The sequence below is a fragment of the Xanthomonas cucurbitae genome (assembly GCF_002939885.1).
Taxonomy (GTDB): Bacteria; Pseudomonadota; Gammaproteobacteria; order Xanthomonadales; family Xanthomonadaceae; genus Xanthomonas; species Xanthomonas cucurbitae.
Genome location: NZ_MDED01000003.1, coordinates 92,239 through 105,507, shown reverse-complemented (window position 1 = coordinate 105,507; position 13,269 = coordinate 92,239). Strand labels below are relative to the sequence as shown.

The 13,269-nt window shown below is 61.5% G+C and carries 8 protein-coding genes; 4 read left to right on the top strand and 4 right to left on the bottom strand.

The genetic code is table 11. The features are described from left to right. Window positions 1-52 precede the first annotated feature (52 nt). From XcuCFBP2542_RS02810 to mutS, 3 genes are all read right to left on the bottom strand, one after another. Window positions 53-1,087: a WD40 repeat domain-containing protein gene (locus XcuCFBP2542_RS02810; RefSeq protein ID WP_104602107.1), complete on the bottom strand. Its 1,035-nt coding sequence runs from the start codon at window positions 1,085-1,087 to the stop codon at window positions 53-55. After that, window positions 1,084-2,046 (bottom strand): CobW family GTP-binding protein, encoded by a 963-nt coding sequence (locus XcuCFBP2542_RS02805; RefSeq protein ID WP_104602106.1) that lies wholly within the window; start codon window positions 2,044-2,046, stop codon window positions 1,084-1,086. The genes XcuCFBP2542_RS02810 and XcuCFBP2542_RS02805 overlap by 4 nt, the downstream gene beginning before the upstream one ends. Before the next feature lie 288 nt (window positions 2,047-2,334). After that, window positions 2,335-4,890: a DNA mismatch repair protein MutS gene (gene mutS, locus XcuCFBP2542_RS02800; RefSeq protein WP_425477975.1), complete on the bottom strand. Its 2,556-nt coding sequence runs from the start codon at window positions 4,888-4,890 to the stop codon at window positions 2,335-2,337. A 971-nt stretch (window positions 4,891-5,861) separates the two neighbouring features. Here mutS and XcuCFBP2542_RS02795 point away from each other — a divergent pair. Next, window positions 5,862-8,675, top strand: a complete 2,814-nt coding sequence (locus XcuCFBP2542_RS02795; protein WP_104602105.1) for an RHS repeat protein — start codon at window positions 5,862-5,864, stop codon at window positions 8,673-8,675. Here the strand turns inward: XcuCFBP2542_RS02795 and XcuCFBP2542_RS19525 are convergent. Then, on the bottom strand, window positions 8,650-8,895 hold the full coding sequence (locus XcuCFBP2542_RS19525; RefSeq protein ID WP_158251428.1) for a hypothetical protein: 246 nt from the start codon (window positions 8,893-8,895) through the stop codon (window positions 8,650-8,652). The two genes, XcuCFBP2542_RS02795 and XcuCFBP2542_RS19525, sit on opposite strands and share 26 nt — an antisense overlap. A 286-nt stretch (window positions 8,896-9,181) precedes the next feature. Here XcuCFBP2542_RS19525 and XcuCFBP2542_RS19520 point away from each other — a divergent pair, with 286 nt between their 5' ends. The 3 genes from XcuCFBP2542_RS19520 to XcuCFBP2542_RS02770 all read left to right on the top strand — a co-directional run bounded on the left by XcuCFBP2542_RS19520 (window position 9,182) and on the right by XcuCFBP2542_RS02770 (window position 13,208). Next, window positions 9,182-12,247 (top strand): RHS repeat-associated core domain-containing protein, encoded by a 3,066-nt coding sequence (locus tag XcuCFBP2542_RS19520; protein WP_338000094.1) that lies wholly within the window; start codon window positions 9,182-9,184, stop codon window positions 12,245-12,247. Further along, window positions 12,244-12,861 carry a hypothetical protein gene (locus XcuCFBP2542_RS02775; protein ID WP_104602104.1) on the top strand — a complete coding sequence of 206 codons (618 nt, stop codon included), beginning with the start codon at window positions 12,244-12,246 and terminating at the stop codon, window positions 12,859-12,861. Before XcuCFBP2542_RS19520 ends, XcuCFBP2542_RS02775 begins: the two co-directional genes overlap by 4 nt. A gap of 68 nt (window positions 12,862-12,929) precedes the next feature. After that, complete coding sequence (locus tag XcuCFBP2542_RS02770; protein WP_249027596.1) at window positions 12,930-13,208, top strand: hypothetical protein; 279 nt, start codon at window positions 12,930-12,932, stop codon at window positions 13,206-13,208. Window positions 13,209-13,269 lie beyond the last annotated feature (61 nt).

Sequence of the window (13,269 nt, the reverse complement as noted above, 5' to 3'; positions counted from 1 at the left end):
GGGTGCTTGAGGGAATGCAACGTGGCCGCTGTGGCGGCGGGGAATGACGGCGTCATGGCAGCTGCAAGGGCATCCACAGCACGTCGCCGTCGGCGTGGGCGACCAGCAGCCAGTGCGGTGCGGGCAAGACGGCAAGCAGCACGACCGGTGCACGGCCGGCAGATGGCAGGCTGTACCACCGCAGCGGGTCGCCCGGGTCGCCGAGCAGCACGCTGCCATCGTGCCTGCCGGCCAGAACGCGTGGCGGATCGGCCAACGTGCCGATGGCGGTGACCAGGGTCTGCGCGTCATCGTCGAACAGCTGCAACGCAGCGCGCTGCATGGGGCCCTCGTCAGTGTCGAATGGCCACAGGATCGCGGCGCTGGCCCCGCCGCTGACCAGCCAGGGCGCCGCTCCCACCCAGCCCCATTGCCGGATCTTGCTCGCGTAGCCACCGATATGCAGCTGCATCGGGTCGGCCACGCGCCAGCCATGCACGGCGCCTTCCTGCATGCTGCTGAGCACGAAACGACCATCCGGCGACCAGGTCACCGCCAGGTGGCTGCCGCGGCAGGCCTGCGGGCTGGCACGCCAGTGGCCATCCGCGCGGGTCCAGACGGTGACGCCGCCGTAATGCGAGGCGGCCAGCCGCCCGCCCGCCGGGTCGAAGGCGATGCCGCCGACACTGGATGGATGCTCCAGCACATGCTGGCGGCCATCGGCCTCCCACAGATGCACCTGCCGACCGACCGCGCAGGCGCGGCTGCCATCGACAGCGCCTGCCACATGCTCCACCCACCGGCCCGGAAACCGCGCCAGCACCTGGATGCAGCGTGCTTCGACCAGGGCGAACACGCCATCGTCGCCACCGCTCAACACGCCGCCGCCGGCATCGGCGGCCAGGCTCAGGATGGCGCCCGCGTGGACCTGCAGGCAGTCCGGTGTCTGCTGCCGGGCGAAATAGCGCAGGCCGCCATCGCCCCATGCCGTGACCAGCTGCGCGGCGCATGCGACCACGGCAACCGGCACCGCATCCAGATGCAGGGTGAGCCCGGAACGCGCCTTGCGCGGTTTGAACGGCAACGCTGGCAGTGGCGCTGCGTTCATGCCGCGCAGGCATGGAAGCCGTCGTGCAACTGCATGCGTTCGAGATGGCGGCCGATGAAGACCATGCGTGATACCCGCGGTTGTCCTTCCGGCCAGGCGTCCAGGAAGCTGCCATCGGTGAGCATGTGCACGCCCTGCACGACATAGCGCCGCGATTGCCCGGCCAGCTCCAGGATGCCCTTGCAGCGCAGCAGGTCGGTGCCATGCGTAGACAGCAACTGGCCGAACCAGCGCTCGAAGCGCACCGGGTCCAGCGGTGTGTGTAATTGCAACGACACCGAGCCGATGGCCTGGTCATGCGCGTGTACATGGTCTGCGTCGAGAAAGTCCGGTTCGATCTCCAGCACGCGCTCCAGGCTGAAGGCCTGCAGCCCCAGGATCGCCTGCAACGGCACATCGCCACGCGTGCTGTGATGGATGCGCGCATAGGGGTTGATGCTGCGGATGCGCGAGCGCAGGCCGTCGAGCTGCGCTGGCGGCACCAGGTCGATCTTGTTGAGCAGGACGACATCGGCAAAGGCAATCTGCTCGGCCGCCTCGTGTGCCTCGTCCAGGTGGGTCTGCAGGTGCACCGCATCGACCACGGTGACGATGGCATCCAGCCGGGTCCTGGCCGCAACGTCCGGATCGACGAAGAAGGTCTGTGCCACCGGCGCAGGATCGGCAAGGCCGGTGGTTTCGATGAGGATCGCATCGATGTCGCGGCGCTTCATCAGTCCATCGAGGATACGGATCAGATCACCACGCACGGTGCAGCAGATGCATCCGTTGTTCATCTCGAAGATTTCTTCGTCGGCGTCCACCACGAGGTCGTTGTCGATCCCGGTCTGGCCGAACTCATTGACGATGACCGCGTAGCGGTAGCCATGCGACTCGGTGAGGATGCGGTTCAACAAGGTGGTCTTGCCGGCACCGAGGAAGCCGGTCAACACAGTGACGGGGAGTTGGGCGGCAGTCATGACAGAGTCCTCGCGCCCGCAAAAGGCAGGACAGGGGATGGGGCGCAATGCGCGGCATGGCGCAACCGGTGCGGCACGCGTGCTGCGGCTTGAGCATGGGGATTAAATTGCATATGAAATGATATAACATATCTTTCGATGAGCAGCTGTCCGCTGCTTCGTCTTGCCGTGCGGATGCGAAGTTGCACCATCACCTCACCGCGTCCCTGCCGTCGGCAGGAAGACGCTTGGCACGCTCTCCGGCGCAGGCAGGAATCGCCAGGGCCGCGCGTGGTCCTGGCGGTGCGCTCAGAGCAGCGCTTTCAGCCTGTACAGCGCTTCCAGCGCCTGCTTGGGGGTGAGTTCGTCCGGGTCCAGCGCGTGTAGCGCCTCCTGGGCGGCAGAGGAGGGCGTGGTGAACAACCCGAACTGCTGCGGTGCGTCCAGCGCGGCGGGCGCCATCTGCACACTGTGACTTTCCCCGCCACGTTGCTCCAGCTCGGCCAGCCGGCGGCGCGCCTGCGTCACCGCCGCCCTCGGCAGGCCGGCCAACGCCGCCACCTGCAGGCCGAAGCTGCGATTGGCCGGGCCATCCTTCACGGCATGCATGAATACCAGGCGTTCGCCATGTTCGACGGCGTCCAGGTGCACGTTGGCGATGCCGCTACCGCCGCCGCCATGCGATTCGTCGGCCAGCGCGGTGAGTTCGAAGTAATGCGTGGCAAACAGGGTGTAGCAGCGATTGCTCTGCGCCAGATGGCGTGCCACCGCGTCGGCCAGCGCCAGGCCGTCGTAGGTGGAGGTGCCGCGGCCGATCTCGTCCATCAACACCAGCGATTGCGGCGTGGCGTGATGCAGGATGTAGCTGGTCTCGGCCATTTCCACCATGAAGGTGGATTGCCCGCGTGCCAGGTCGTCGCCGGCACCGATGCGGGTGAGGATGCGGTCGATCGGCCCGATCACCGCGCGGCTGGCCGGCACGAAGCTACCGATGTGCGCCAGCAGCACGATCAACGCGTTCTGCCGCATATAGGTCGATTTACCGCCCATGTTCGGGCCGGTGATGACCAACATGCGGCGGTCGCTGTGCAGGTCCAGGTCGTTGGGTTCGAAGGGGTGCTCGCGCACCGCCTCGACCACCGGGTGGCGGCCGCGCTCAATGCGCAGGCACGGCGCGGTGTCCAGCTCCGGATGCGACCAGTCCAGCGCCTGTGCGCGCTCGGCGAAGGCCGCCAGCACGTCCAGTTCGCTCAGTGCGCCTGCGCAGCGCTTCAAACCTTCCAGCTCGCTGCCCAGTGCATCCAGCAGACCTTCGTACAGCAGTTTTTCGCGTGACAGCGACCGCTCGCGTGCCGACAGCACCTTGTCTTCGAAACTCTTGAGTTCTTCGGTGATGTAGCGTTCGGCATTGGTCAGGGTCTGGCGGCGGCTGTAGTGCAGCGGCGCCTTGTCGGCTTGGCCCTTGCTGATCTCGATGTAGTAACCATGCACGCGGTTGTAGCCGACCTTGAGCGTGCCGATGCCGCTGGCCTCGCGCTCGCGTTGCTCCAGGTCGATCAGGAACTGGTCGGCATTGGTGGACAGGCGGCGCAGCTCGTCCAGCTCGGCGTCGTAGCCGGAAGCGATGACGCCGCCGTCGCTGAGCTTGAGCGGCGGCTGCTCGGCCACCGCGCTGACCAGCAGGTGCGCGGTGGCATCGTGTTCGCCAAGTTCGGCGAACAAGGCCTGCAGGCGCGGCGAATCCAGCGGCGCGAGGATGCTGCGCAGCGTCGGCAGCAGTGCCAGGCCATCGCGCAGGGTGGAAAAGTCGCGTGGACGGGCCGAACGCAGTGCCACGCGGGTGAGGATGCGTTCCAGATCGCCAAGCGCGCGGAAGGCTTCGCGCACCTCGGCATCGGCAGCAGAGGCGATCAGGATGGCGACGGCATGGTGCCGCTGCATCAGCACCTCGCGCAGGCGCAGCGGCCGATGCAGCCAGCGCCGCAGCAGGCGCCCGCCCATCGGGGTGACGGTGCTGTCCAGCACTCCGAGCAAGGTGTTGCGGGTGTCGCCATCTACGCGTGTGTCCAGCTCCAGATGCCGGCGCGTGGCCGCGTTCATCGCGATCGCCTCGCTGGCCACTTCCATCGCGATCGCGGTCAGATGCGGCAGGCGCTGTTTCTGGGTTTCTTCCACATAGCCGAGCAGCGCGCCGGCAGCGGCGGTGGCGCAGGGCTTGTCGTCGATGCCGAAGCCGGACAGGTCGTGCAGCTTGAAGAACGCCAACAGCTGACGCCGCCCGCTGTCGGCATCGAACAACCACGGCGGCCGCCGCCGCACGCCGATGCGCCCACGCAGGAACTCCGGCCAGTTGTCTTCGTCCGGCACCAGCAGCTCGGCCGGTTCCAGCCGCGCGATTTCCGCCTCCAGCGCATCGACGCTGTCCACTTCGTTGACCAGGAACCGGCCACCGGCCAGATCCGCCCAGGCCAGGCCGTAGCCCTGCTTGCTGCGCGCAATCGCCATCAGCAGTGTGTCGCGGCGTTCGTCCAGTAGCGCCTCGTCGGTCACCGTGCCGGGCGTGACGATGCGCACCACCTTGCGCTCGACCAGGCCCTTGGCCAGCGCGGGGTCACCGATCTGCTCGCAAATGGCCACCGACTCGCCCAAGGCCACCAACCGCGCCAGATAGCCCTCGTAGGCATGCACCGGCACGCCGGCCATCGGAATCGGTGCCCCGCCCGAGCTGCCACGCTGGGTCAGGGTGATGTCCAGCAGGCGCGCCGCCTTGCGCGCATCGTCGTAGAACAACTCGTAGAAATCGCCCATGCGGAAGAACAGCAGCAGGTCGGGGTAGTCCGACTTGGCGGCGAAGAACTGCTTCATGAGGGGGGTGTGCTCTACAGCCCCACCGGTGTTCTTGGTTTTTTCTTTTGTGTCAGTGCTTTGCAAGAAATGTTCTTCCGGGATGTGGCGGTCAATCAGGGGCGGTAACGGCAAGGGACGGTGAAGTTTGTTGCGGCGTTGTTGCGATGAAACGGACGAGCGGCTGGGATGGCACAGGATGTTGCGACCAAACGAACCACCTCAAGGCGGCACGGGTCAAGTTTAAGCGCACCTGCCAACAAATCCTTGAGCGATCGGTCGCGAGGGTGCGGGCCAAGGATTGCAGCGGGCGGTCGGCCATCGGGCCGAGGCCTTCGGACGAAGAGCGAAAGCCCTGTCGAATCCTGAATGGCAATACGGAGGCTCCTGCCTGGCTCGGCTTTTACGCAGGAAAGCCGGCCACGACCCCTGAAATGGCTGGGTGTTGCCCGCAGGGCACGCGTCGCTCCTCGCTCGGTAACGTTGCTGGCATCCGGATAGGGGTGCGGCTGCCTCACCCGCCTACGATAGCCGGGCGGGTTCAGGGTTCATAACATGCGCTAGCTGCGCAACAGGGGAAGTGGCGAGTTCTGCGTGTCGTAAGCACGTCAATAGCATTGTCGAGTGTTGTCAGATAACTACTGAAAACAGCGTCAGAATTTTCTGAATTCTTTGTAGGAAAACCGGTCTCGGCACCGTCTTTCGTGAGCTATTCCCCATAACGTCAAGCACTTGCCGTTCTGCGCCCCGGCTCCCTCATGCACTGGCAAGCGATCGTAGGCGGTTGACATCAAATTGGCGCCGCGCAACCTTAGGCGGCGTGGGGGGATTGGGGAATGACCTCGCGGTCGCGCTTCGCGCACCCTCTGGATTCTTTGGACACGAACACCGGCCGGTGGCTTGGCTGGGCATGCGTTCTCATGCCTTGGCCCTGCATGCGCGCGAGTTCGTGTAAGCGATGAGGTTTACCCGGATCTCGGGCAGTCGTTAACCTGGAAAATGCTATGGAACTGGGCACAGAGCGGCGCCAGCTGCGCGCGATTGGATTGATGCTGGCTGCGTTGGCAGGATTGTTTCCTGCAGCAGGCATTGCCGAGGATGTCTACGACGACTATGGCAAGTTGATCCAATCGGGCGCAGTGGTAAGGAGCCCCGGCGGCCAGCTGTTTGGGGAAAACATCAACCTGTACACCGGGTCGATGGAGATCGTTCAAACCGACGTGGACCTGAAGGGCAACAATGCCTTGCAGGTGCGCATTGGTCGTCGGTTTTCCGTCGGCAGTCCCACAAAGGGACACTTCAAGCTCTGGGACCTGGATATTCCTTACATGCACGGGGTTTTCGGCTTCCCTGGTGGGAACATCGCGCCGGATGGCTGGGTAGTCAACGGGACCAGGGAGACGGCTTACAACCGATGCAGTCGCTACAGCGTTCCTCCGGCGTTCGAGAACCAGGGCGGCTTTTTCGATCCTTCCGAATTCTGGCGGGGAAGCTTTCTCTACCGGCCAGGAAGCGGCGATCAAGAGCTACTGCAAGCATCGGCGCAAGCGCTCCGCCCAAGCGACGGTCGAACCTACCCCATCGTCTTAAAGGACGGCTCCGCAGTGCGTTGCCTGGCCTCGCTTGATGGAGCGAGCGAGACGAGTGCGCGCGGGGAAGGGTTTGAACTGGTCGACACACAAGGCAGCGTGTACGCGTTCAACCATATGGTGTCGCGCTCCTATCCGCCCTTGAGCAAATCGTCGCCTGCTCCGCAGGCCAATTCCGTTGGCATGGCGTCCGCTGGCGGAGTGGGCATGAGAACAGCCGGCATCGGTAACATCGTTCCAATGGTAGCCAAAAACTACATCCTGGTTCGCAAAGAGGTCTTGATCTATCCCACGCGAGTGACCGATCGCTTTGGCAACACTGTGGTCTACAACTGGAATCCCGGGGCTCCGTGGCAACTTCTAAGCATTGTCGCCAGCGATGGGCGTCGCATCGACCTATCGTATGCCGGCGGGGATGGCAGCATCATCACCTCCGTGAGCACCGGAGGTAGAACTTGGTCTTATGGCTACAGCGATACTGTGGATACAGTGACGCTGCCTGACGGCAGCGGCTGGACCTTCGATCTGGTTGCTTTGTCCCGTGCACGCGTGACCTACGGCCAGCCGCCAGGGTGCGACAACATCCGCCCGTGGTCCCGCAGCAATGTCGTAGGCAGCATCACTGCCCCTACCGGCGCTCGCAGTGACTACACCCTCAACTCCATGCTGATGGGGAGGTCGTGGGTTCCCAGGATGTGCAATATCCAGGACGCCTACTCAGAAATTCCCTATCAGTTCTATGTCATGGCTGTGACCAGCAGGCGCATCTCCGGTCCCGGCTTGCCGGCGCAGGGGCTGACTTGGTCCTACGACTACGGCAGCCCGAACAATTGCTGGAAGCCGGGCACAAATCCGAATCCAAGCGATCCATCCAAGTATGTCGAATGCAACGCGGGCTCGCCCATCACGCGAGACATCACAGTCAAAGACCCGGCGGGCCAAGCTACCCGCTATCGATTCGGCAATCGCCATTGGTCCAATGAAGGCCTGTTACTTCAGCAGGACTTTGGCTGGAACGGTTCGACGGCCAAACGCAGCAAGGTGAGTGATTACGCAGCCTTTGATGCGGCGCCTTACGCGGCGCGGACCATGTATCCGGCTGGTGACTACGGGGACAACACTGTGGCAGCGAGGCAGCGGCCCGTGCGTCAGGTCATCACGATCGATAACGGCGACCAGTTCGTTTGGCGCATCGCCGATTGCAATGGTCAGCCGTGTTTCGACGAGTTCGCAAGGCCAACCCGCGTTGAGCGATTCAGCCCTTGGCATAGCCGCACCGACGATACGACGTACTACGACGAGCGCGGTGCGTGGGTCTTGGGGCAGACCGCCATTGCTCGTAATGTCAACACAGGCATCGTCACCTCCCAAGTCGACTACGGCAGCAATGCGTTGCCCCAGACGCAACGGCGCAACGGGAAGCTGATCGCAACCTACACCTACAATCCCGATGGGACCCTGGCCCAGGTCAAGGATGGACTCGGGAATGCAACGACCCTGTCTGGCTGGAAGCGCGGCATCCCCCAGACCGTTGCAAACCCCGACGGCACAGCCAAGTCCGCCTCGGTGGACGACAACGGGTGGATTCGTCAAACCAACGACGAGAACGGATTTGCGACCACCTATGGCTACGACGCGATGGGGCGGCTAACTGGCACGAGTTACCCATCGGGTGACAGTACCGCTTGGAACTCGACGGCACAGGCGTTTGAAAGGGTAGGCGGTGACGAATATGGTATTGCTGCCGGCCATTGGCGCCAGACCGTGACCACTGGAAATGCACAGAAAATTACCTACTTTGATGCGCTTTGGCAGCCGCTACTGATTCGGGAGTACGATGCGGCAAACGTGGCGGGAACACTTCGAGTCAAACGCTTCGTTTACGACCATGAGGGAAGAGCCGTCTTTGCGTCGTACCCCAGCAATAGCGAAGCTGCGAACACTGGCGTGTGGACTGAGTTTGATGTGATGGGGAGGCCGACGGCGGTATCCCAGGATAGCGAGCAGGGGCTGCTGACGACCGTCACTCAATATCTCCCCAGTCTCCAAACCTTGGTGACGAACCCCCGTGGCGCGCAGACGAGGACCAGCTACCAAGCATTTGACCAGCCGGTCTACGACGCCCCCGTTTTTGTAGAGTTACCCGAATCTGCCCGGACGTCCATCATCCGGGATGTCTTCGGCAAGCCGATCAAGATCGAGCGAGGTGCTCGATGAGCGAGCGAAAGAAATCGACAACGATGAGCGCGCGCTCAATAGGCCCTACGCACTCCCTTCGCAGGTTGCCCGCATACTGGATAAGCGCTGCCTTGATCGTGCTCTGCATGATTGCCGTGCCCACATGGGCCGCGCGGAAATGCCCCGATGGATCGACCGCCGGTTCGGCCAATGAGTGCCCCACGCCGGTAGAGCTAAAGGAGAACGATTCCAAATACATTGGCGGCTCAGTGCCGACGACAATGGTTGTGGGCCAGACATATGCCGCAAGCATAACTTTCCAAAATACCGGATGGAAGGCATGGACGCCGCAAGAGGGCTATCGTCTCGGAAGCCAAGGGCCAACGGATAACCTGACTTGGGGAACCGGTCGTGTCGAACTGCCTACGAGCGTTGCCTATCCGTCGAGCACTACCTTTAATTTCGCTGTCCGTGCGCCTCTCACACCGGGAAACACTCTTTTTCAATGGCGAATGGTGAGGGATGGCGTTGCCTGGTTTGGTGGAGTGAGTTACCCGGTTTACATCAATCTTCTTCCGTCTGTCATCAAAGGAAGCATTGACGGTATCAGTAACACGGTGATCTCCGGCTGGGCATGCTCCACCAATCTCACTCAGTCCATTGATGTGCACATGTATCTTGGAGGCGCCGCTGGGTCAGGGAACTTTGGCGGAGCAACCAAGGCCAATCTTCCAAGCGACGGCGGGATAGCGGCTGCCTGCGGAACGTCGGCAGCAAATTACCGATTCGCGTTCCCAATCGATGAAAACTTCATCCTGCAGAACGGTGGTAAGGCAATCTTCATCCACGGATTGTCGCCTGTGGGTGCGTCGAACGATACGATCGCAGGGTCTGGAAGCCTGCGAGTTCCGGCGATTGACCGTAGCTCGGTATTTGTCAGCCAGTCCGTGCCCGCAGCGATGACCGTCGGGCAGTCCTATCCGGCAGAGGTCATGTTCCGCAACACCGGGAACGTCACTTGGCGCAGGTCCTCAAACTACCGCTTGGGGGTGGTCGACCCAGCTGATACCTGGATGTGGGGCATCGTCAGGGTTGAGTTGCCCAATGATGTTCCCCCAGGGCAGTCCGTCCGGATCGCATTCAATGCGGTGCCTCAGGTGGCCGGCTCGCTCAACTTTCAATGGAGGTTGCTGCAAGAGAGCGTGACCTGGTTCGGTGAAGCCAGTCCCAACCAGGTCATCAATGTCCAGGCGGTCAATCGTCCACCGCAGGTATCACTGACCGAGCCAGTCAATGGAAAGACACTCTATGCGCCCGGCAACGCCACCGTGCGGGCCAATGCCAGCGATCCAGAGGGCGGGCTGGCCAGTGTCTCGTTCTACGCGAATGATGCGCTCATAGGAACGGTCGCGTCCGCGCCCTATCAGGTGGCTCTCAACAACCTGGCTGCGGGCAGCTACCGCCTCAAGGCAATCGCACGCGATGTCAATGGCCTGACTGCTGATTCTGGCCAAGTTCTGCTAACGGTCAAGCCCCCCCAGGGACCTGCCTCCATCGCTCGCAGCTACGTCTATGACGCAAACCAACAGCTATGCAAGGTGATCGAGCCCGAAAACGGCTCAACAGTGATGGCCTACGATGCTGCAGGCAACCTGGCCTGGTCGGCTAGCGGGTTGGACCTTCCCAGCACCACCAGTTGCGACTTGGATGCCGCTGCTGCAAGCGGCCGGCAGGTTACTCGCGCTTACGACACCCGCAACCGTCTCAAGACGCTGCGGTTCCCTGACAAGAATGGCAACCAGGACTGGACCTACACGCCGGATGGACTGCCTTCACAAGTGACGACATGGAACGATGCTGGCAGCTCGTCCGTTGTCAATGCTTACAACTACAACAAGCGCCGGATGCTGACGTCCGAATCGTCGGGTCAAACCGGCTGGTATACCTGGTCCATTGGCTACGGCTACGATGCCAACGGAGCGCTCGCAAGCCAGGTGTATCCGACTGGGCTGTCGGTCAATTACGCACCCAATGCGTTGGGTCAACCGACCGACGTGCGCGATCACTTGGGCAACGTCTACGCATCGGGCATTGGTTATTACCCCAATGGCGCAGCGCGGCAGTTCACCTATGGCAATGGCGTCAGCCACTCGCTGCTGCTCAATGGCCGCCAGATGCCTCAGCAAGTTCGTGATGCGAGCGTTGCATCGCTTGAGTATCAATACGACGCCAATGGAAATGTCATCACGATCCTGGATCAGCAGATGGGGTCGGTTTACAACCGGCACATGGCTTACGACGGTTTGGATCGCTTGACCGACGCTGGATCATGGCGCTTCGGTGGGGATGCTTGGAACCGATACGCCTACGACGTATTGGACAACCTGCTCAGTGCACAGCTGCCGGGGGTAAGTGAGAAAAACTACTGGTATGACGCCAGAAACCGTCTGACCAATGTTCAGAACAATGCAGGCGCGACCACCGTTGGGTTGAGCTACGACCTGCAGGGCAACCTCAAGAACAAGAACGGCCAGATCTACAGCTTCGACTACGGCAACCGCCTGCGAGATGTCACGGGTAAGGAGAGCTACGTCTACGATGCGTATGGCCGCCGCACTGTGGCCGGGCAACCGACAACGCGGACTGTTCAGGTCTACACGCAGGCAGGTCAGCTGTTCTATACAGAAACGTCGAGCAAGGGCAACACCGAATACGTCTACCTCAACGGGAGCCTGCTCGCCACGCGTAACGCAGGGGCGATCAAGTTCCAGCACACCGATGCATTGGGCAGCCCGATCGCGGTGACGAATGCTGCTGGTCAAGTGATCGAGCGGACCGACTACCAGCCGTATGGCAGTCCCATCGGCAAGACGGTCGATGGCATCGGCTACACAGGTCATGCCATGGACGGGGCGACCGGGCTGACCTACATGCAGCAGCGCTACTACGACCAGGACCTGGGGCGGTTCCTGAGCGTGGATCCGGTGGCCGCAGACTCGGTGCTGGCAGCCAACTTCAATCGCTACTGGTATGCGAACAACAATCCGTATCGGTTCACTGATCCGGATGGGAGAGACAGCGTCGGCCAAATGATCGACGCCGGAGCTGACGGGTGCGGTCCGGTCTCGTGTGCTGCCTGGGCAGGCCTTAAAGCAAGTTGGACGGTATTTGGAGCCGAAAGCATTAGCCAGATGGCCGACAAGGGTTGGTCATCCTCGGGTGGTGGCACCATGGTCGGTGCCGGCTTAGAGATTGCTGCAGTCTTGCCGCCTGTTAAGATTGCTCGTGCTGGAGCGGCGATGGTGCGTATTGGACAGGCTGGAGAGAGCGCTGTGCGTGCAGCGGTCGATATTGGTCCGAAGATGGCATTTGAAGTTAGGGGAGTAACCCGAATTCCAGACGGCGTAACCGATTCTGTCATCAGCGAGGTCAAGAATGTTAAATACCAAGGCTACAGCGCTCAGATCCGTGACTACGCAGAAATTTCGAAGCAAACTGGCCGTGACTTTAATCTCTATGTGCGATCCGACACGAAGATCTCTGGTCCTTTGAAGGAGGCAGCCAAACGGGGAGATGTTAAGATCTGCGTTATTGGAGAAGTTTGCCGATGAAAGAGCAACAAACCGCAGCTGAGTTGATCGCTGAGCTAGCCGCCGACCAAGATTACTTGGCCATGCGCAAGGCGCGAGACGAGGAGATGGCCAAGCAGCGTGCTGCTTGGGCGAAAGCAGAAGAACCGCTGGTGCAGGCGTTAGAGTCTGCTGGATGCCCGGTGAAGTCTGTTTGGGATTTGGTCAATACCGCTAAGCCCTACCCGGAGGCCATTCCCGTTCTTGTTGAGCATTTACGCCCAAGTTACCCGAGCCGAATCAAGGAAGGCATCATCCGGGCGTTGGCGGTGCCTGACTCGCGTCCCTATTGGTCTGTTTTAATCGACTTGCTCAACACCGCCACAAGCTCGCCTGACAACCTCCGTTGGGCAGCCGCTTGTGCCTTGAGTGTGGCTGCTGACGACAGTGTCATTGACGATGTCATCCGCATCGCTAAGGATGACACCTTGGGGTTCGACCGTACCCCACTTTTGGCTGCTCTAGCTAGATCAAAGGACGCCAAGGCTCAGATGCTCTTGCACGAGCTTAGAGACGACCCGGTGCTTGGCAAAGAAGTCAAAAAGATGCGGAGAGTTGGACGACTAAAGACTTCAGCCGGTAAGACTAAAAAGTAAGTTTGGCTCATCGCGGATTCGTGTGGGAACCTTGGGACCATTGAATCTTGAGGCCGTCCAAGCGCCGGATGCTGACGTCCGAATCGTCGGGTCAGACCAGTTGGTATACCTGGTCCATTGGCTATGGCTACGATGCCAACGGAGCGCTCGCCAATCAGGTGTATCCGACTGGGTTGTCGGTCAATTACGCACCCAATGCGTTGGGTCAACCGACCGACGTGCGCGATCACTTGGGCAACGTCTACGCATCGGGCATTGGCTATTACCCCAATGGCGCCGCGCGCCAGTTTACCTACGGCAATAGCGTCAGCCACTCCCTGGTACTCAATGGCAGTCAGATGCCTTAACAGGTTCGTGATGCAAACTTTGCTTCGCTTGAGTATCAATACGACGCCAATGGAAATGTCA